General features: G+C 30.9%; 18 protein-coding genes. 1 reads left to right on the top strand and 17 read right to left on the bottom strand.

The genetic code is table 11. The features are described from left to right. Positions 1-107: 107 nt before the first annotated feature. The 4 genes from GQ40_RS09465 to GQ40_RS09480 are packed head-to-tail and all read right to left on the bottom strand — an operon-like array spanning position 108 to position 4,783. A complete protein-coding gene (locus GQ40_RS09465; protein ID WP_047547839.1) occupies positions 108-1,244 on the bottom strand; it encodes a glycosyltransferase family 4 protein in 1,137 nt (378 codons plus the stop codon). After that, positions 1,241-2,344, bottom strand: a complete 1,104-nt coding sequence (locus tag GQ40_RS09470; protein WP_047547840.1) for a glycosyltransferase family 4 protein — start codon at positions 2,342-2,344, stop codon at positions 1,241-1,243. The genes GQ40_RS09465 and GQ40_RS09470 overlap by 4 nt, the downstream gene beginning before the upstream one ends. Beyond that, on the bottom strand, positions 2,341-3,669 hold the full coding sequence (locus GQ40_RS09475; protein ID WP_047547841.1) for a glycosyltransferase family 2 protein: 1,329 nt from the start codon (positions 3,667-3,669) through the stop codon (positions 2,341-2,343). The genes GQ40_RS09470 and GQ40_RS09475 overlap by 4 nt, the downstream gene beginning before the upstream one ends. 25 nt (positions 3,670-3,694) lie before the next feature. Beyond that, positions 3,695-4,783 (bottom strand): glycosyltransferase family 4 protein, encoded by a 1,089-nt coding sequence (locus tag GQ40_RS09480; RefSeq protein WP_047547842.1) that lies wholly within the window; start codon positions 4,781-4,783, stop codon positions 3,695-3,697. A gap of 146 nt (positions 4,784-4,929) precedes the next feature. Between GQ40_RS09480 and GQ40_RS09485 the strand changes: the two genes are divergently transcribed. Next, entirely contained in the window at positions 4,930-5,637 is a 708-nt protein-coding gene (locus GQ40_RS09485; RefSeq protein WP_047547843.1) for an FkbM family methyltransferase, read from the top strand. 73 nt (positions 5,638-5,710) lie between these two features. On the opposite strand, the gene GQ40_RS09490 is transcribed toward GQ40_RS09485, so the two are convergent. The 13 genes from GQ40_RS09490 to GQ40_RS09550 form a co-directional block, all read right to left on the bottom strand. After that, entirely contained in the window at positions 5,711-6,760 is a 1,050-nt protein-coding gene (locus tag GQ40_RS09490) for a glycosyltransferase family 4 protein (RefSeq protein WP_047547844.1), read from the bottom strand. 79 nt (positions 6,761-6,839) lie between these two features. Further along, on the bottom strand, positions 6,840-8,015 hold the full coding sequence (locus GQ40_RS09495) for a glycosyltransferase family 4 protein (protein ID WP_156115564.1): 1,176 nt from the start codon (positions 8,013-8,015) through the stop codon (positions 6,840-6,842). Between the two features lie 33 nt (positions 8,016-8,048). Beyond that, positions 8,049-9,248 (bottom strand): glycosyltransferase family 4 protein, encoded by a 1,200-nt coding sequence (locus GQ40_RS09500; RefSeq protein ID WP_047547846.1) that lies wholly within the window; start codon positions 9,246-9,248, stop codon positions 8,049-8,051. A 63-nt stretch (positions 9,249-9,311) separates the two neighbouring features. Further along, positions 9,312-10,691, bottom strand: coding sequence for an asparagine synthase (locus tag GQ40_RS09505; RefSeq protein ID WP_047547847.1), 1,380 nt, complete (start codon positions 10,689-10,691; stop codon positions 9,312-9,314). A 6-nt stretch (positions 10,692-10,697) separates the two neighbouring features. Next, the gene (locus tag GQ40_RS09510; RefSeq protein ID WP_047547848.1) at positions 10,698-11,777 is read right to left on the bottom strand and encodes a glycosyltransferase; all 1,080 of its coding nucleotides are present in this window, start codon (positions 11,775-11,777) and stop codon (positions 10,698-10,700) included. 54 nt (positions 11,778-11,831) lie between these two features. After that, entirely contained in the window at positions 11,832-12,776 is a 945-nt protein-coding gene (locus tag GQ40_RS17165) for a glycosyltransferase family A protein (RefSeq protein ID WP_052184218.1), read from the bottom strand. Between the two features lie 82 nt (positions 12,777-12,858). Further along, on the bottom strand, positions 12,859-14,103 hold the full coding sequence (locus GQ40_RS09520) for a glycosyltransferase (protein WP_047547849.1): 1,245 nt from the start codon (positions 14,101-14,103) through the stop codon (positions 12,859-12,861). Positions 14,104-14,134: 31 nt separating this feature from the next. Beyond that, the gene (locus tag GQ40_RS09525) at positions 14,135-14,920 is read right to left on the bottom strand and encodes an FkbM family methyltransferase (RefSeq protein WP_047547850.1); all 786 of its coding nucleotides are present in this window, start codon (positions 14,918-14,920) and stop codon (positions 14,135-14,137) included. 49 nt (positions 14,921-14,969) lie between these two features. Continuing rightward, positions 14,970-15,956 carry a glycosyltransferase gene (locus GQ40_RS09530; protein WP_047547851.1) on the bottom strand — a complete coding sequence of 329 codons (987 nt, stop codon included), beginning with the start codon at positions 15,954-15,956 and terminating at the stop codon, positions 14,970-14,972. Continuing rightward, entirely contained in the window at positions 15,949-16,941 is a 993-nt protein-coding gene (locus GQ40_RS17170) for a glycosyltransferase (protein ID WP_052184219.1), read from the bottom strand. Before GQ40_RS17170 ends, GQ40_RS09530 begins: the two co-directional genes overlap by 8 nt. Continuing rightward, entirely contained in the window at positions 16,917-17,726 is an 810-nt protein-coding gene (locus GQ40_RS09540) for a putative capsular polysaccharide synthesis family protein (RefSeq protein ID WP_156115565.1), read from the bottom strand. The genes GQ40_RS17170 and GQ40_RS09540 overlap by 25 nt, the downstream gene beginning before the upstream one ends. A 274-nt stretch (positions 17,727-18,000) precedes the next feature. Continuing rightward, positions 18,001-19,164, bottom strand: coding sequence for a glycosyltransferase (locus GQ40_RS09545; protein WP_047547853.1), 1,164 nt, complete (start codon positions 19,162-19,164; stop codon positions 18,001-18,003). A gap of 173 nt (positions 19,165-19,337) precedes the next feature. Next, complete coding sequence (locus tag GQ40_RS09550) at positions 19,338-20,267, bottom strand: glycosyltransferase family 2 protein (RefSeq protein WP_047547854.1); 930 nt, start codon at positions 20,265-20,267, stop codon at positions 19,338-19,340. Positions 20,268-20,299 lie beyond the last annotated feature (32 nt).

Here is a 20,299-nt window from a genome sequence, read left to right on the forward strand (position 1 = left end):
GTGCTAAAAATAAATTATTTTTTTTAATTAGCCCTAAAAATCCTTAGAATGAGCCAAAAGTTAACTTCAACATCATATTAGCTTTTAATAATTTAACAACAAAACCGTTATCTAAGCTCAATGATTTCATTTAAAATTCTTTTGTTATAATAAGAGAACGTAAACTTTTTGAGCGCTTCGCTTTGTGCGTTTTTCATTTTGCTGAAATCTACCTCTGTCAATTCTAACAGCTTTCTAATGTTTACAACCAAGTTTTCATCAGTTATGGGATAGAACGTAAATCCATTAACCTCATCTTTCACGTACTGCCCAATAGAAGAGACATGAGATACAATTGGCAAACACGCATAATTCATCGCCTCTGCAATGACTTTGGGAAAGCCTTCTGAAGCAGATGGCAACACAATAGCATGACTTTGGGAATAGATGTTATGAACTGCCTTTCTTGACAACCAACCGTGAAACACAAAATTCAATCCGCTATCAACTGTTCTTTTTTTATAATCTTCAATGTGCTTACCATGCCCAACGATATGGATTGTATTAAGTTGGGATTTTTCTGAAGCAACCAAAGAAAACAACGTGTCTAAAAGTAAGTCCAATCCCTTCTCTTTCTCTAAACGCCCAACGAAACACAAATTGACACCAGTGTTTTTAATGGATTTTTTACCACTAATTTCTTTTCCCAGTTTTAGTTCTTCGGAAGTCAAACACGGATTTTCAAAAGTGAGGCATTGTTTAGGTTGATGGTCCCACATACCGTTAATGGTCACTTTTCGTCTCTGGTTCTTCAATAACCAACGTTGAAATCTATAGGCAATTGGCGCATGCTCTTGCTTCCAATTCCCAGCATATTTAAACCATCCTTTTTTTGAACTGAGTAATATCAAATACGGAATTACAAAAACACCAATTCCCGTTGGTGCCCTAAATTGAAAGTAATCTGTATTTTTTAGAGCGTTCTTAATTATTTTTAAAACTAATGGTGCTTTTAAAATCAAGGAAAATTTATCGGTTATTTTTGAGCCTCCCACTGCTGGTAGAGCTCTAAACTTAATTTTGTTAGAGATATATGGCATTGCACTAGGAGGTGGCTCACTGTCGTGGAGCATTGCAACATGAATAATTTCATCAAAAATTTCTAATAAATTATTGATTTCGGTGACCGTAGAACCCAAACCCACAATTTCCCCATTACCATTTCTGTAATGCTCTGTATGTGATATGATGGTTAATACGCTCATTTTAATAAAGAAATGTATTTCTCAATTATAAAAGTCCAATCATGCTTTTTAGCCCAATTTTCTGCTTCTTTTTGATAGATTATTTTTGAATCTAAAATAGTCTTTATTGCTTTTATAAATTCTTTAGTGTTATTTAAATCTATCAAAATACCAGATTTATTATTTGAAATTGCATCTTCAATACCACAGCCCTTAGCGCCAATTGCAGGTACACCAATAGCATTCGCTTCTAAGATAGCAATTCCAAAACCTTCAACATCACCCGTTTTACTTTCTGCACTTAGCATCACAAAAATATCGGTATGATTGAGTATTTGTTTTAATTCCAGATCACTTAAACTACCATGAAATGTGATGTGGGAATCCACATTAAGTTCTTTAGCGATGTTTAAAAACTGCTCTGCTTGCAAAGGTATGCCAACACAATGGTAATGAAGTTCTGGATATATTTTTAAAAGTTCTGGCAAATGCTTGATCACGTTTAACTGTCCTTTTCTTGAACTCACCCTACCAACGGTTGTCAAGACTGGTTTTCCTTTTATGTTTATATTTTTGATATTTGAAGTATCCCAATGTTCAGTATTGATTCCGTTTGCGATGACTTCAACTTTGAGGTTTAAATGTGACACAAGCTGTTTTGTGTAATTTGAAACTGCAACAATGGTATCAAACTTACTTAGTGCGATGTTTATTGATTTCCGAAGAAAAAAAGATTTAAAATTTACTTCTGTCCCGTGAATCACCGCAATGCTCTGTTTTTTATAAAGGAGGTTTGAAAAGGCAACATTCCAAAGAGAAAATTTTCCCGTTGCGATTATCGTAGATGCGTTTTTAAAGCTCTTATAAGTGACAATGATCCTTTTTAAATACATTAATAAACGCAAATTGTGCCTTTTAATTCTTTCTACGGAAAATGGCAATGCTTTGTCAAACTCGTCTTCTTCACGACCATTTGTTGAGCGTTGATCTGCAATTACTTTTACCGAAATATCCCGACGACTTAAATACAGAGCTAAATTATACGAATGATTTCCAATTCCACCAGGCTGTGGCGGAAACTCTGAGGTCACAATAACGATATGTTTCTCAGTTTTTTTCATTTTAACTCCTGAATCAAAGGGCCTTCATTAATTTTTTTGCTTGCCAATCTCCAAGATTTATACACTTGAAATATCACCAAAGGAAGTATAAAAACACTTATAATGACACCTATTAAAAGTAAAGGTTTATTTTTTTTAAACTGATACGGAAAAATTGAAATAGGAATTGTTCGCAACATCGCCAATCTCGCGCGTTTATTACCAAAATAGCGCCTAAAAAAATAAAGCACGCTTGGTATGGGTCTTGGTGCAAAGAAATTAGATGGCCTAAAAGCGTCCCAACTTCCCATTTCTCTTAAACCTCCCTCTCCAGCTTTAACATCAATACAGGCTGCATTTGGGTTTGACACACTTTTGATATCTTCCAAATATAATCGCAGACCAAATTCACCATCACCCATGCGTTGCTTTTCAAATTGCCTATCAAATAATTTTACGTTTTTAAATACATCTTTATAGAGCATCGCATTTCCTGTTGCAAATTGTGATGCGATAGCAAAAAATGAACGTTCTTTTGGGATTTTCTTTCCTTCAGGATAGAATACACCTGCAGACACTTGTGCTTTAAAAAAATCAAGGCATTTTAAATGCTGGGAAATCCAGTTGGATTCTATTCTTACATCATCTTCGGAAAGTGCAATAAATTCTCCTGTTGCTTCTCTAATCGCATTATTTCTAGCTAACCAAAGCGCTTTTTCTTCTTGTTTTATAAGATTGATATTCAGTTTAAAATCGTTGTAAAATTTCTCATCAAAGGGATTTGACTGGTCAACTACGATGACTTCAAAATTTGAATAATCTTGATGCTCTAAATCTTTTAATACATCTTTTAAATAGCTATATCTATTTAATGTTGGGATAACAACACTTACTTTTGGGTTTGTTTTTATTAATGTTGAATTAAAATCTTTATACTCATTATTATACAAAAAAATTGTATTGATTTCAACTCGCTTAATATGTCGTGTCGTATACCATCCTTTAAGTTCTTTTAAAGGATTTTTAAATGAAAAAAACCTTAACATAAGGACATAGAACACCCAAGCTGGATTAAAATATTTACGTATAAAATGATAATTGTCTTTTATGGATAATTTTTGGAATTCTTTATAAGTAGATGCATCTCCTATATATCCCTTTTGTATGGCTTGCCATGATAAATCATAATTTTTGGCTATTTCTGATTGGTAGGAATTATCTGTTATTAATTTGTTTAGAACAGTTTGAGGTAATGTTTCAACTTTAGGGAATATCGAAGTTTTAGTTTTCGTCTGTAATTGAAAATAATGGGTAGGCTGGAGATATTTTAAAAAACTAAATAACATTAAAATTTTGTCTAAAATTTATAAATCAAGAGGAATAAATTTTGTTTAAAATTACGGACTTAACTTGATTATATATAACATCTTTTTCAAAAGTTGTATCATACATGACTTTGAAATATTTTGAAGGTTTATTCTTCTTTTCAAGACATAATTCTAATTTCACTAAAAGATCTTGCATTGAATATGGATCAAAACTAAAATCTTCAATAGAAAATTTTTGTTCATCAATAAAATCTAAAGCTCCAAATGATTTTGATACTAATACAGGTGTTCCCAATGCAATTGCCTCTATAAAAACCAAACCAAAAGCCTCGTGAAAACTCGGTAAAACTATAACATTCATAGAGTTGTAAAAATTACTCATTTCGTTAACATTTAACAATCCTAGAAAAACTACATCCTCCTGAAGATTTAAATTATTGACCAACTCTTTTAATTCATTTTTATAAGGACCGTCACCAGCTATAATAAGTTTTAATGGTTGACTTGTAATTTTTTTTAATTGATACACTGCATTAATAGCCAACTTATGGTTTTTATCCTCCACTAATCTTCCAGGGCAACCAATATAAAATGTGTCAACATTTTTCGATAAACTTAGGGGTGCAGAATCGTCACCATAATTAGATATATTTGTCCAAAATGATATAGCGCGTGTTTTATCTTTTTGAACACCATATATTATATTCATTTCGTTTTGCAACTGTTTTGAATTTGCAATTACAACATCTGCCAATTTCAAATAAAATGTTTTATTAATGATCTTCAAATAACTAGGTTTCGTGTGACCGAAAGCGGTATGAAACCAAGCAACATTTTGTGAAGCTCCTAAAATTTTACCAAATAATAAAGCTGGATTTATGTAGCTGAAATTTGATATAATCACATCTGGCTTTATCCGTTTGATGATTTTATAGACATTGTAGTAATTTTTAAAAATCCCATATCGCTTTTCTCCATAAATATTCACATTTCCCTGTAAAAAGGAATCTTTTTTATGTTTGAGGTAAAAATTATAAACTTCAAAATCATCATTTGCCAAACGCTCTGATAATTCCTGAAAAAATTCAGAAAGTAAACCTTTGTTGTAAGTATAAAAGATTAAGATTTTCAAATTATTATAAGTAATAAAAATGCATGATACAAATTTACTCTAATATTAAGCCTTAAATAATAAAACAATTTTACTAAATATAAGCTGACCTAAGAAAATATGAAATGTATTATTCTTAATTTAGAAGTATTATTTTTATAAGAAATATGAAAAGAGCCATTAGAACGTTAATAAGAAAATTTGGATTTGATATTATTAAATTTAAACAGGATCAAATGGGCATTTATCCATTTTATGATATGGCCAAATTTGTTGACTCTAATAATCCCGTGTTATTTGATATTGGCGCGAATATTGGGCAAACAGTAAAAGATTTCAAAGAAGTCTTTGATTCTTGTAGCATTCAAGCTTTTGAGCCAAGTGCTGAGAGTTTTGAAATTTTAAAACAAAATACGTCAAGCTATAAAAATTTAAATCTATGGAATTTAGGTGTTGGATCTAGTATTGGCGAATTAATCCTTAACGAATATGTACATTCTAATACAAATTCCTTCTTAGACATTCACGAAAATGATAATTCAAATCTTAAAAAGAAAACAAAAGTTGAAATCACAACTGTCGATTTTTTTTGTGAAAAAAATAATATTGAAAAAATTGATGTGCTTAAAATTGATACTGAAGGATTTGAACTAGAAGTTTTTAAAGGCTGTGAAAAAATGTTTTCAAATAGCAAAATAGGATTGCTTTTTTTTGAGGTCCGTTTTGTTGAAGGTCATCATGATATGCCATCATTTACAGAACTTTGGAATTGGGCTTTAGATAAAGATTTTGAATTGGTTTCAATATATCCAATAGTACATAGAAAAAAAATGGGCATTTATACTAACGTTCTTTTTAAACACAAAAGCTATTAATCAAAAAAACTAAAGTGCATTTAAGTATCTTGATCAATTTTTTTATTCTAAAAATTACATCAACAATATTCAATTACCTCAAACTTTTTTGTCTGTTTACAAAAAAATCGAAATCTCTTTTTACAGCATAATTATTCTCGTAAAATTCTAGAAATCTTTCAAACCCACTTTTCGCTAAGTGGTTTCTATATGACTTATTTAAAAGTATGCTTTCTATTTTTTTGGCTAAGTCATTATAATCTCCTGTTTCAAATAATAGTCCGGTTTCATTTGGTATAATAATTTCCTTAATTCCTGTATTATTAGCTCCAATGACACAAGTACCCACACTCATTGCCTCGATAACAGTAAAACCAAAAGCTTCAGCATAGCTTGGAATAATTGTACAATACGACATTTTATAGGCTTTTAATACTGATTCTTTATCTTTCTCACCTAAAAAAACAACATGATTAGAAACACCTAATGATTCAGCAAGTTTTACAAGTTGGTTTAAGATATTTCCATGACCAATAATAACCAATTGAAGTTTAGGAAAACGCTCTAAAAGTTGAGAAAAAGAATGTAATAGAACATCAACACCCTTGCTAGGATGAAGTCTCCCTACATATAGCAAATTCTCGGTATTGTTTGTTATGTCTTGTAATGATTGACTATAATCTTTTACAGAGTTGGGAAGTACTGTTATTTTACGTTCTGGTATTCTAAAAAAATTTACAACATCATTTTTTGTAGCAATGGAATTGGTTATGATATCTGTAGATAGACTATAAATAAGTGATTTTCTGTATACCTTATATCTTTTCTGTGAATATTGAGAACTTAAAGTTCTTATCCAAGCCACTCTAATTTTAACACGTAAGAACCAACCTACAATTAGAAACAAATTCACAAAACTAAACATTGATATCATCATAACTGGCTTATAATGACGTACTGTTTTGTATAAAAACCTAAACCCTTTCCATGTTGTTGGTTTCTTTGTAGGCCATTTTAAAACAGTTATATTTTCGTTTAACTTAAGATTTGTTTCACGTATCTTTTGAGCTATAACTACAACCTTATTCTCCTCAGATAATTTATTGCTTAGCGTTATAAAATAATCCGAGGTCGAATTATTCATTATATTAAAAGATAAAAAGCAAGTCTTCATATGTATTTTACATTGGTCTCATTTTCAACTAACCCTATGGGGTTTCAAATTAATTTTGATAAAACTCTAGAAACTCATCTTGCTGTTTTGATATATTAAAATCTTTCTTTACCCTTTCTATGGCTAATTTCTTTAGCTCATTTTTTTGACGTTCTGGTAAATATACTAGTTTTTCAATGGTCTCTGCCAAGACTTTTGGTTTTCTCTTAGGGATTACAAACCCGGTTAATTCGTTTAAAACATTCTCTGCCAAACCTTCCGCATCGCTAACTACACAAATTAATCCCATAGCCTGAGCCTCAATAACAGCATTACAAAACCCTTCTTGTATACTGTATTGTAGATAAATATCGCTACTTGACATGTATGTCTTTACAGTCTCAGGTGATTGTTTTCCAATAAATTTAACATACTCGCTAATCCCCAATTGATGAGCAGCAAATACCAAACGCTCCAATTCATCTCCAGTACCAATAATCGTATACTCAAAAGAAATATCTCTTTTTACCAATAAAGCCAAAGCCTCTAGTGTATACTCCAGTCCTTTTTTCCAGTGTAAGCGCGCAACAGTTAAAATTTTTAATTTGTCGTTAGCCAAGCTTGATGTATTGGGCTTAAAAAACAAAGTATTTATAGCTGGTGTTATAACTTTAATTTGATGATCTGTCACACCCTTGGCAATCAAATCAACCTTCATCTCTTGGGATAGTACATGGTATTTAACGTCTTTTTTAAATAAGGTGTTATAATATTGATTTCTTTTTAGAGGTGACAAGTACAAATCAAATCCTCTAAAACTCACAGCCATCTTAGCATGCATAGCGTCTGCTAAATTCTCTCTCCCAACTGCAACAGTACCAAACCCAAAATGGAGCCAATCCAGATCTTCGGAAATTATAAATTGATTAGCAATTAGATTTTTAAAACAAGCGTTGCGTCCATTACCATCTCGACTATCTAATTGGTACAACTTTTTACTGCGGAAAGGCGAAACAAACAAAATTTGTAATAGTGCTTTAAAGACAGCAATACTTTTGGAAAAAAAATTTCCGTTAAATTGAGGGGAAACGATGACTTTACATGGTAAATGTTCATCTTTTTTTGGCGGATAGAAGACAAACAAAACAACCTCAAAACCATTGGCCTGCAATCCTTTGATCTTGCTTCGGAAAAACGTTTCCGAGTAACCCGGTACAGATAGTAATACCAACCCTATTCGTTGCATTGTTTTTGTTTTATATTTTTTTTCCAAATGCTCTTATTCTATAACACTCTTGTACAACTGTAGCATTCCAGACGTCATTAAATCTTCGTTATGTTGTTTTGAAATAGTATTTTTTGCACGTTCTCTAATCTCATTTTTACGATTTTCTGGTAATGCTGCAATGTTAACTATGGCATTTGCTATGGCCTCTGAATCTCGAATAGGAACTAAAAATCCATTTTCAGTGTCTGTAATCACCTCATTCATTCCACCACAAGCAGTGCTCAAAACCAAAGTCCCCAAAGCCATAGACTCCAAAACCACATTTGCAATGCCTTCTTCAACACTTGGTAAAAGAAGAATAGTTGCTTTTAGCATATAATCTTTAACCGATTCAAATGTCTGTTTTTCAATTAAAAAAACGTCATCCTGTAAATGTAGATCATGAACCTGATAAAGCAACTCAACATCATCTGCACCACCAATAATTGTATATTTAAAATTTAAGCCAGACGTTTTTAAAATCTTGCAAGCATCCAAAGCATACGTATAGCCTTTTTTCCAATGTGGCCTACCTACAGAAAGTAAATGTAACGGTTCATTCGAATTTAATTCTGAATTAAAATCTTTATTTTTCAATAAGATTTCGGGATTAATTTCAAAATTAGGCAAACCGCTATAAATCACTTTAACCCTATCTATAGATGCACCATATTTGGTCGCTTCTTTGGCAATAGCGTCTGAAACCGCATGAAAACCATCTACATTAGGAAAATGTTTTTTATATAGTTGTGCCAAATCCAAATCAGTAATTGGAGAATAATTAATATGCGCACCTCTCAAACTTAAAACCAGTTTCATTCCAAATTCTTGGACCCATATCCAATCCTTTAACCCTTTTGCCCATTGTATGTGAAAAATATCTGGTTTGTGCCACAGCACAGGGTAAAATTTGACTTTACTTCCTAAATTTAAGTTGTTTTGCTGTTTCAAATAGGTATCCAACCTTTTCTTTTCTTTTGGCTTGATGAGTAATAATAAACTACTGTATTTCAGTAAAAACCAAAATTTAGATAATTTATGATTATAACATCCATGAATAGTAATGCTATTGTGATATGGCAACTTCTGTCTTAAAACACCAAACAACAACACTTCCTCATTTGATTTTGACACTCCTAAAATTAAGCGTTCAATAAATGTTGTACTTGGAATTTCTCCAGAATAAATTGCTATTTGAATTGACTTTTTCAATAAATAATTTAGAATACCAAAGTTAACTAACTATTATATTTTTTTAAAGTACAGTGTTAAAAACTAGAGTTTATTTCTTGCTGAAAATATTGATAGTGTTAACAACATACTTACCGGGTGAGAATAATAAACAGAATCAACCTCATTAAACTTTTTATAAAAATCAGATGAAATGTCAGAAGGAATTAACCTATTTAAATGAATATTTTCTATTATATACTCCTGTAATTTTTGTTCATTGCCAGCACCTAAAAACTGTAATTCCCAATTGCGTTGAACATACTTTTTTGAACTAGTAATTCGATTCAATCTATTAAATATTCGATATGGCAAGTTCCAAGGTACTTTATTATAATGGTAATTATACAAGTTAAAAGGTCTATGACCTTCCCATGCAAGCTTAGCTAGCGAAGGCATTCTCATCTTAATGTAGGCAATCTGTATCTTTCTGCCAGCCAAAAACTCTTCTGGTACGGAGCATATAAATTCACACATTCTACGATCATAATAAGGCATCTCTATGGGGCGAACAGATTCAAAAACAGATAAGTTCACACTAGTCCAGCGAGGGGCCCAATATAGACTCTTAAATGCTCTAATTTGGGCATTAGCATTCTCTGGAATATGTATTGATTTTAAGATATTTTGAATTCTATTTTTTAAATAGCTTTCAAAATCCCCTTTCAACTCCCAAGTTGCCCACAAACTGTTAGCAAGCTCTAATCCTCCTTTTTTAATTATTTTTTTTAAAATAACAGCAACTTGACCATCGTTACTCAAATTATTAGGGACTCCCATATCATCAAACAGAACATCTCCCCAATGTCCCAAAGAAAAAACGTCTCCCATTGAAGCATAAGACTCCTTAAAAGCCATTTGTCTAGGATGAGTAAATTCGGAATAACAATTATTTATTTCAGCTAAAGATTCTATAACCTCCCATAAATAACCTCTTGGGACTTTCAAATCTTGAAAAAAGAATCCGCAAATATCAGCAATTTTCTTACTATACCAAGTTTCGTCGTGACCATTTGTAAATGCATAACTATAAGATTTTACCGATTTATTCAAATATTTTAAAGCTACTGCTTGAGTCCTACTGTCAAGACCTCCTGATAAAGGTAAAATCACAGTTTTATCTAGTGTTTGTTCCTCTATTATTGTTTCGAATAAATAAGCAAACTCCGATACCACTTGACTAAAAGAACGTTCTTTTGGTGTATAGTGCCATTTAAAATATTGATTTTCAGAAAGTATAGACGTTCGTTCATCATCTAGAACATATTCACGACAAGGCTTTAACACTCTCAAGCCCTTATAAAATGTATCTTCATCTAAAAAAAAACCGGTAGCTGCAAATACACAAATCGCCTCATAATCTAAAGATTCAGGTGTTCCAACAAATTGTTGATATTGTGGAATGACATCTGTCCTAACTTTCATAGTGAATTACTGCTTAACGAGTTTCAAATATAGGTCTTCATGTTTCTTAATAAAAATCTCGATAGAAAAATGTTTTATACAATATTCACGTAAATTAAAACCTAATGCTTCCTTATCCTTTTCTAACAAATTATAAATTTCTTCAATCTTTGTTGACAAGTCATTAACGTCTGACAAGGAAAATAGTAAATCAGGAAATTCCTGAAGCACATATGCAATTCCTGGAATATTACTTCCTAACACTGGTAACTGCATAGCCATAGCTTCCAATAAAGCCAAAGGCATACCCTCTTTTTTACTAGGAATTATATACAAATCTGACTGGGCTAATAAGAGCCTAACATCTGAAAACTTACCCAAGAAAGAAACTTTCGAATTCAATCCTAAATTTTTTACTATTCTTTTTAACTCATCGACATAATTATTTTGCATATCTCCCACTATGTCTAAATGAATTGGTAAATGCTTTAACGGATATAAGGCCTTTAACAGGTATTCAATATTTTTCACAGCCACTAAATTAGCTACCGTAATTAACTTAAATGTACCAGTATCTTTAACTATATTAAAGGATTTACGATTATAATAGGAAGTATCTAAGCCAAACGGTATTAATTCTTGATGCTTCTTATTTGGAAAAAATGAACGCATTTGAGCATTTACAGTAATTATAAAAGTGCTCAAATAACTTCTAATCTTCCAATGTTTATTGCCCCAACCCATTGCTTTTTTAGTGTAAACAAATGGTATTCGTACTAGTTTACAAGCTAAAGCTTCAGTCCAATCGCTACTGTAATGCCAGGAATGAACGATATCTATATGTTGTTCCCTTAAAAAAACTTTAAAAGGTTGCAATCTAGCCAATAAGCTATAATAAGGTCTGAGTGGAACGGTAAATTGGATAATGTGTACATTCAAACCCAGTGCTTTCACTTCCTCATATAGACGTCCTCTTTCATGGTTACATGCAATAGATACTTTAAACCGATCCTTGTCTAACTGATTAGCTAAATCAAAAACCACTTTACCGCTTCCAGCGGTATCAAAATTTGGAATAGTGTAAAGTATATGTACCTTTTTTGACATTTATTATATATATGTTTTAAACTAAATCACTCAGGATATTGTCTCAAAAAAGTCTTAGTGTATAGTACTCGGTTTAAACAGAACCCTGCTAATTCTAATAAATTGTTTTCCAGTAAGAAAATTGATCTTATAAAATTTTAAGGTAATAGAACCAAGAAGATATGTAAAAAAACTAATATGCTTTTTATGATAAAATAAAATGAGATTTCGTCTTACTAAAGCTATATGCGATTTACTTCCAGACCTCTCAAAATAACGGAGACATAAAAAATAATATCCTGACACTAAAGACAATTGATGTTTAGTTAAGGTTTTTTTTTGTAGTAATTTTGAAACAAATAAGTAGACTGCATCGCACACGGGTTGGACAAAGTTTTTTCTTTCACGAATTGGATTAACACAATAATAAAAATCAATTGGTTTATCAACAATACAGTAATTTGAACTCTTTAGCAAGGCTCTAATGGCTAATTCTACATCTTGTAGACGTGGTAATTCCGGATGAAAACCACCTAAAGATTTAAAGAAGTTTTTATCCCATAAAATAGCTGTTATTGGCCAAATAAACTTAGCAGACAAAAAATAATTTAGATAATTCTTTTTAGCGTCGTACAACGGTATTTCTCCCTTTTCGGAATCATAAACCGCTGTATTTTTAAAGACAGCAAAATCTAAAAATTTTATATCTCTATGACTTAAAAATTTTGGTGTTATTTTATCATCAGCATCTAAAAAAATTAATGTTTCACTTTTTGCTAATTCTGCCCCTAAATTTCTACAAACTGATGCATTAGTTTTTTTTGTATTTAGATATAGTTGGACTTTGACATCTTCAAGATTTTTATACCAATTATCTATTTCTATTTGTGCTCGACTATCTGATTTATCATCGACAATCACCCAATCCCAAGCGGTATATGTTTGCTCCCTTAAATACTTATAAATTTGTTTTAAACCCTTAAAGTCATTGTAGTGCGGAGTTATAATACTTACACTCATATTATTAATAGTATTTAAGTTATATTCATAACAGGAAAAATCATTATTAAACTCTCAACAATCTCAAGTTAGAGGTCTAGATTTAAAGTGATTGATAAATTTCCAACATTTTTTTTAATAAAACTTGATTATCATAATTCTTTTTGACGAATTGTCGACCGATTGATCCCATATCTTTGCATAGCTTAGGATCTAAAATAAGTCGCTCTATTACTTCAACAAATGCATTTATATCATTTTCTTTAATAACAAAACCACTTTCATTTGGCAACAAGCCATATTTCATACCTCCTGCATCAGATACCACAACTGGCAACTCCATAGCTTGTGCTTCTTGTATCACCAAACCTTGGGTTTCGGCACGTCCGGTTTTTTTTTCATAAAGACCTGGTAGTAAAAATAAATCACTTTTTTCGAAAAACGCTCTTATTTGCACTTGTGTTTGTTTGCCATGAATGTAAACAACTTCTTGTAAATTCGAATCCTCTATTTGACATTCTAAATCCTTTCTTAGAGCTCCATCTCCTAGAATATGTAATCGAACATCTCGATAGCCTAAGTCTTGTAGTTTTTTCACTATAGAAATAGCTAAGTCAGGTCCTTTCAATGGTATTAATTTTCCGCAGAACACCAAGTTGAAGTTCGTATGATTTTGTTTTGTTGCCTCTCTTTTAAAAAAGTCTGTATCTAAGCCAACTGGCAAAATATAACAAGGAATATTATTAGAATTAATTTGTTGTAGAATACTTTTTAAGTAAGGTGTATTTACGGTAAATACATTTGCTTTTGCAAACAAATGCCTGTATCCAGCTTTATAATCGAGAAGTTTACTAGGTATCAAATCATAACCATGAAATGTAGTAATCAATTTTACTGAACCTAAAATAACTTGCTGTGTTTTTAAATAGGCGATGCGATTACCTACCATACCAAAATGTGCGTGTATTAAATCGATATCGTTTTCTACTAAAAACCATTGAGATTCGAAAAATAGCTTTAACGTAAATGCATCTTTACCGTACTTAAAAATATTTAAAGTTTTAAAATACAACTTCCATTTAACATGTTTAAAATGCATAAACGTCCATTTAAAAAAACTACCTAAACGTCTAATTTTTGAAACAGGAGGTTTTTCAAAATAAGTTACCGCATTAATTAAATTGTAACGATTTATCGCATTATGTACAAATTTTAACTCGACCTTATTATATGAATACAACTTTACATTATAACCAGCATTAATTAAACTATTAATCTGGTTTACAATAAAAGTTTCGGATATTGTAGGAAAGTATTGTACAATTACCGCTATTGATTTAAACTCCATAATTTATATATTTTATATATTTTATATAAAGCTAAATAGCATAATTGAGGTTTAAAAAAATTACATTTTCACCTTTTTCATAATGTTTAAAATTATAGGCATTCATCGCATTAAAAACGCTTTCTTTACAACCAGGATACCAACGGTCATGTAATTCAACGATAACACACCTCGTTTTTGGCAACCAACGCTCATAATTTTTCTCAAATAAAAACTTTTCTGCACCTTCAATATCCACTTTTAGAATATCGATGAGCTCAATATTATTATTATCCATTATTTCATTTAAACAAATAGTATTGACACTTCCAACAATATTATTAGCATCCACTATGTCATCATGCGCTTTTGTAACAAATCCCCATTTACCGATTCCTTCGTCAATAATATTCAAAGTAAGATTTGAAGTATGGTGTAAGGCCATAGGTAAAAAACGCACGTATTCATAGGGACTTACATTCTTTTTAAGAAGTTCGATGTTTGTAAATTCTGGTTCAATAGAGTAAATGTTAGCGTTTGGAAATCGATTTGCAAAATATATGGCAGCAAGACCAACATTTGCTCCTGCATCGATTATTACATTAGGCTCAAAATCAAAGTCTATATCATATTCTTTAGCAACAAATACTTGTCTAAATGTGGCAAAATCTGATGTATCTGACCTCAAGTAAATTGGATTCTTATAACCAGGGATATATATCTTAATACCATTATCATCATGAAGAGCCATAAATTCAATTCTTCCAATTTTAAGTTTTACGTAGGATTTTAAACCTTTAATACCATAATTTGAGACTATGTTAAATAAATTTATCATTTTAAAAATCTTTATGTCTAGGTTATTGAAAATACAAATAGCAACAAAACTATCTCTGTGCTATCCATAATTTTATGGTCTCATGATTTTTCTTGTATAAAGAGTAATGAAGAAGGCGATATTTCCATACTTTAAAGTAGTGCTTTGCGCGTTCCCGCTTTTCGTAATTCCCAACCATTAAATCTATACTTTTCTTAAACATCAAGACAGGAATCATGTTCACTGCAACTTTTAAAAATTCATTTCGTGATTGATATTTATTTCTAAGAAAATCCAGATAAGGCCATAATATAAAATTAGAGTCTACCATCCCAAGTCGTAACCGAGATAAATAATCGAAGTTTAATCTAGCCTGTGACATAAAATGTTTAAAATATAAACGTTCGTCATACCAAATACTATATCCCAACAATCGCAACGCATAACTATACTCTGTATCACCTCCAGAACTTAATGAATTACCTTTTCTACAAGATAATAAATGTTCAAAACCAAGTAACTTCAATTCTAACCAATGCGACTTTCGTATTACCATCCCAGCGCCATATAAGCAACCTTTCTTATTTGTTATATCTCCACTACGTTTTCCTTGCTTCGATACAGCATAATATTTAGAATATTGATCAAACCATAATGGCTTTTTATTTTCAAATTCTGCTTCACACCAACCTCCTAAAGCTCCAATATGGTCATTAGACTCCATAATTTCGAACGCTGTTTGAATATAAGTTTCGCATAACCAATTATCGTCATCACAAACTAATATATACTCGTAAGTCGCCTTTGCGTAACCAAGATCTTGAGCATAGGATTTTCCTGGTGTCATTTGCTTAAAAGAACGAAAATCAATCGATGAAACTCCAAAATTAAGCCACCACTCTTCAGCGTATAGCTTTGAACCATCATCAGATGCATTATCTACAAAGATTAGTTCACAAGGTATCCTAATCTTTTGAGCAACCAAATGTCTCAAAGTTGTATCTAATCTAGACTTACCATTGTAAGTACATAATACTATGGAGACCCCTTTAATCATTTATAAGTTTTTTTAAATTCAAACGTGTTTGATAATAAAATCTAATATGTTTAATAAATAACCGTCTTATAGCTATTTGATTTTCTAACATTAATTGTTTGCGGTAGCTTAGTTTTTGTAGTCGCTTATTTTGTCTATAAATGTATAAAAAGGACTTCAATATTTTTTTGATCAACCATTTCGAGGATAATGGTTTATCATTCAAAGCGTCAATATATATGTTTAATACAAAGTTAGACCAATACATAGAAGCACGTAATCTCAATAAATAGTCCCATTGCATTCGTTCTTTGGGCATGTAATGATTAAAAAACAATAATTCGCTAAACATAACAGGAATACCTAATAACTTTATGGCGTAGACAAGTTCAACATCGCCTCCACTGGATAGCAGCTTACCCTTTCGGTCTTTTAGAATACTTTTAAAACCTCTTTCTTTCAATAATCTAAAAGTACTTTCGTGAATGACCATACCTGCTCCATATAAAAACCCTTGAGCATCAAGTATTACACCTGGCTCATTAACAGGTGTACCTACCGCAAAATTACCCTTAAATTTATCAAACCATTCAGGTTTTTCAGCCTCAAAAGCAGCAGTACTCCATCCTCCCAAAACTCCAATCTCAGGATTTTTATTAAATATTGCGATTGTATTTTTAATGTAGTCTGCACGCAACCAATTGTCATCATCGCAAAACAAGTATAAATCATATTGAGCCTCAGAGATTCCTTTTTCCCTAGCATAAGATAGTCCAGCAATTGGCTCATCTACAATGGACAAAAGAGTAGGAGAATGCAAAGCCTCCCACAATTGTCTTGCAACCAATCCAGTATCATCATTAGAATTATTATTTACAATTATTATCTCCCATTGCGTATCTAAATCCACACTTTGAGACGCTAAAAAAGACAAGGTTTTAGGAAGCCTCAAACTACTATTGTAACAACAAACTATAACACTTACTCCTTTAACTCTTCCAGCCATCGCTTCTTAAATTTATCAATTTGAGATGTATTGTAAAAAGTAGACATATATAGAGAATCATATATGTTTTCCAATTGTTGATGTGAGAGTTTTAGTAATTGCTTTACTTTAGTATTTAATTCACCTGAAGCCCTAGATGCTGTTATATTTTCTTCGTGGAGCTTATACTCTCCCTTGCCAATAAAACGATTCATAGCTAAATTAAAATTACTATTTAACTGTTCTAGCTGAAAAATTAATAGTTCTGCTTTTTTACAGGAATAGATCTCATAACCTCTACTTGAATTAAATTCATGTTCAAATATATCAAATCCTGTAAATTCCTTAAAATCGGTTTCAAACCAATTTTGGGCATATGAAAAATCTATTTCTTTAAGATGCGCAATTATCATTTCTGCGGAAACGTCCGTTATATTTTCAACATTAAAAATATGTTTCCATGTTTGAAAAATACCTGAAACATCCCTAGCTATCGGATCTCTGGTAAGACTAATTATTTTAATATTCCAACGCTTTTTTGCGAGTAGTTTATTTAAGTTTGAAGCATTTTTCAGATTATTATTAAATGTGGGATGCCCTGTTTTAAATGAATCCAGCCAAGTATCTCCTAAAAAATGAATGTGATGTATTTCTTTAAAAGGATATTTTTTTTTCAAGGAATTATAAACTGTGGATGAACCAACCTTACTCATGGTATAGACCAAGTATAAATCTCTATCTAATCCAAATTTTGTAAAATACTGGCGCTTTATAAACCGATAAATTCTTTTTAAATTATGTTTCAATATATTTTATTTTAATATTCCACTGCACCTATTCAATATATGACACGCTAATTAATGATGAAAAAATTTCTTTAGAGTTACTTCAAATGTAAACCATTTACCAAAAAACCTAATCTCTGGACTGGTATAATTATTTCTGGAACAAAACAAAATAGAACAGAACATATTATTTTATTTCTCTTAAAAATTTAAAATTGCAACAAATCTTAAAACAAACTTTACAATACAGATTACATTACTATTCGGGATTTAATATATAGAATACCTTCATCTATCAAAGTTCTGTATACAATAGGTTGAGTGATAGCAATTCATTCTCAATTAAAAACTTCTCTCTCAGTTTTTCGTTATATGCCTTCAAAGTTTCGAAATCTAAATCTAAAGCTTTTATAATAGCGTTATCTAACCCAAATGGCTCTTTGATATTAAAAGTAACACCATTAACACCATCTTCAATAATCTCAGTCATACCTCCTACTCTTGAAATCACCGATGGTATGTTATGAAATGTCAAATCCAATAAACCATTAGATAACGCCTCGTAAATTGAAGCCTGAATAGCAATATCATAATCTTTATATTCCTCCTTTAACACAATAGGGTCAATATGTCCTTTTAATAAAACAAGATCATCGAGACCTAATTGATGTATTCTATATTCTAAAAATTCCCGTTCCCTACCTTCTCCATAAATATCCAAGCTTACAAAAACGCCCTTTTTTTTCAACCTATATATACTATCTAACGTGTAAAAGTGTCCTTTTGCCCAAACTAAGCGCCCAACTGATATTGCTTTTATGTGATGTTTATCTCGAGACTTTTTTTTAGTAGCAAGATTTTTGTGAAGCAATAACTCAAAATCATAACCTCGATAAATACGTTTCAACTTACTTTTATCTATACCTTTTTTAATAGCAAGTTCATACATATAATCACTAATAACATGTACTATATCAAAGAATTCAATTTTTTGTAAAAAGTTTAGACGATTAACATCTTTCACCGTATCACTAATTAAATCTTTTCCTCTTAAGGAGGTCACTAACTTAACATGCTTGTTTCTCAAATATTCAAGTACAACATCTGGTACAACATGCAAATGATGCACGTGAACAACATCAAAATTATGATTTAATAAAGTTTCCCATTTGAGAAAAAAGTTAAGTTTAGCTTTTAAGGAAGTCTGTCCTGAAATAGAACCATACTTTTTATCAAAAAAAATATTTCTGACTATAAAATAAAGAACCTTGAAATTAAAAAAATCTCTTTTAGAATTAAAAACATGCGTTTTTATGGATTGAGAAGACTCAATTACTTTACTACATAACACTTCATGACTAACTTTTGACCCAGCCACGTTTAAGCTCTCCAATGTGATTTTGGTATAGGGCTGGTCTGGATGACCAAAAAGTAATATGATATGTAAAGTTTTTAACATTTTATTTCAAAAATATAATACATTTAGTATCTCAATAGCGCTTTGTAATTGCTCATCTAAGACTTTAATATACTCATAGACTAATAATGGTTTAGACATTCACTGAAAAATAGAAGCTTTTAAAACCAACGTTTCAAATTGCTCATAACTTCTATTCAATTTTGTAAATTTATTTACTTTAATTTTTTATAAAAAAAATAATAGTTACCAAATAACAATTTACTAAGGTCAGCTAAATAAAAATAAACCCCTTTATAACCAAAAACTTTAAATATATTTTGTCTGAATCCATTTGGTTGTTGTATTTGAGAACCACTTCGCAAATAACACGACATACACATTAAAAGAGAAAATCTTTCAAATTTTTCATTTTTCACTAATTTGGATAGCTCAAGATAGTTTAACCAATATGCTTGAAATCGAGTATATAAAAAATGATTTTTACTATCTCTACGCTTACTTCCAATTGAATTATTAGAATACCTTCTAAAGGTCAATACCTTGTCTATCTTTTTCAAATTCTCAGTAACCAAGAGCAATTTGCAAGAAAAATTAAATTCTTGCCCTGATTTTAGTTCTTCATTAAATGTAATATTTTCAACAACGTATCTTTTCAAAAACATATCTGGAGTAAACCAATTTATGTGAGTGGTTGCATAAGATAAAAAATTGACATCATCTTCTTTATAATTATAAGTATAAGGTTTTTTCTCTACCTTATTGAAATATCTGGTTTGACTGATTACAAAATCTGCTTTGTAATCTAAAATGGTCTTCATCTTAATTTCAAGATTATTTTCATGCATAAGGTCATCACTGTCAAACCATTGTATAAAATCACCTTTACTTAGTTTAAAGCCATAATTTCTTGCACCACTGCCACCTGGCAAATACTCATCTGACCGCTTATGATATTGAAATCTAGAATCACTAGAAATATAATTTCTAATAAGTGTTTCTGTGTCATCTATACTTCCGTCATCAACAACTATACATTCCCAATTTGTGTAGGTTTGTGCTAACAAAGAGTTTAGTGTCTCACTGATGAGATGTGCCCTATTGAAGGTTGGAATTATAACAGAAACGAGAGATTCTAATCGCATGGAATTTGTTTACAAGACTAATATTCTAAGTT

The organism is Psychroserpens sp. Hel_I_66 (assembly GCF_000799465.1).
Taxonomy (GTDB): domain Bacteria; phylum Bacteroidota; class Bacteroidia; order Flavobacteriales; family Flavobacteriaceae; genus Psychroserpens.

What these genes read in the sequence shown, in the direction of transcription:
- GQ40_RS09465 (WP_047547839.1), bottom strand. Translation starts at nt 1,244, where the DNA reads ATGAGCGTATTAACCATCATATCACATACAGAGCATTACAGAAATGGT.
- GQ40_RS09470 (WP_047547840.1), bottom strand. Translation starts at nt 2,344, where the DNA reads ATGAAAAAAACTGAGAAACATATCGTTATTGTGACCTCAGAGTTTCCG.
- GQ40_RS09475 (WP_047547841.1), bottom strand. Translation starts at nt 3,669, where the DNA reads ATGTTATTTAGTTTTTTAAAATATCTCCAGCCTACCCATTATTTTCAA.
- GQ40_RS09485 (WP_047547843.1), top strand. Translation starts at nt 4,930, where the DNA reads ATGAAAAGAGCCATTAGAACGTTAATAAGAAAATTTGGATTTGATATT.
- GQ40_RS09490 (WP_047547844.1), bottom strand. Translation starts at nt 6,760, where the DNA reads ATGAATAATTCGACCTCGGATTATTTTATAACGCTAAGCAATAAATTA.
- GQ40_RS09495 (WP_156115564.1), bottom strand. Translation starts at nt 8,015, where the DNA reads ATGCAACGAATAGGGTTGGTATTACTATCTGTACCGGGTTACTCGGAA.
- GQ40_RS09505 (WP_047547847.1), bottom strand. Translation starts at nt 10,691, where the DNA reads ATGAAAGTTAGGACAGATGTCATTCCACAATATCAACAATTTGTTGGA.
- GQ40_RS09510 (WP_047547848.1), bottom strand. Translation starts at nt 11,777, where the DNA reads ATGTCAAAAAAGGTACATATACTTTACACTATTCCAAATTTTGATACC.
- GQ40_RS17165 (WP_052184218.1), bottom strand. Translation starts at nt 12,776, where the DNA reads ATGAGTGTAAGTATTATAACTCCGCACTACAATGACTTTAAGGGTTTA.
- GQ40_RS09520 (WP_047547849.1), bottom strand. Translation starts at nt 14,103, where the DNA reads ATGGAGTTTAAATCAATAGCGGTAATTGTACAATACTTTCCTACAATA.
- GQ40_RS09525 (WP_047547850.1), bottom strand. Translation starts at nt 14,920, where the DNA reads ATGATAAATTTATTTAACATAGTCTCAAATTATGGTATTAAAGGTTTA.
- GQ40_RS09530 (WP_047547851.1), bottom strand. Translation starts at nt 15,956, where the DNA reads ATGATTAAAGGGGTCTCCATAGTATTATGTACTTACAATGGTAAGTCT.
- GQ40_RS17170 (WP_052184219.1), bottom strand. Translation starts at nt 16,941, where the DNA reads ATGGCTGGAAGAGTTAAAGGAGTAAGTGTTATAGTTTGTTGTTACAAT.
- GQ40_RS09545 (WP_047547853.1), bottom strand. Translation starts at nt 19,164, where the DNA reads ATGTTAAAAACTTTACATATCATATTACTTTTTGGTCATCCAGACCAG.
- GQ40_RS09550 (WP_047547854.1), bottom strand. Translation starts at nt 20,267, where the DNA reads ATGCGATTAGAATCTCTCGTTTCTGTTATAATTCCAACCTTCAATAGG.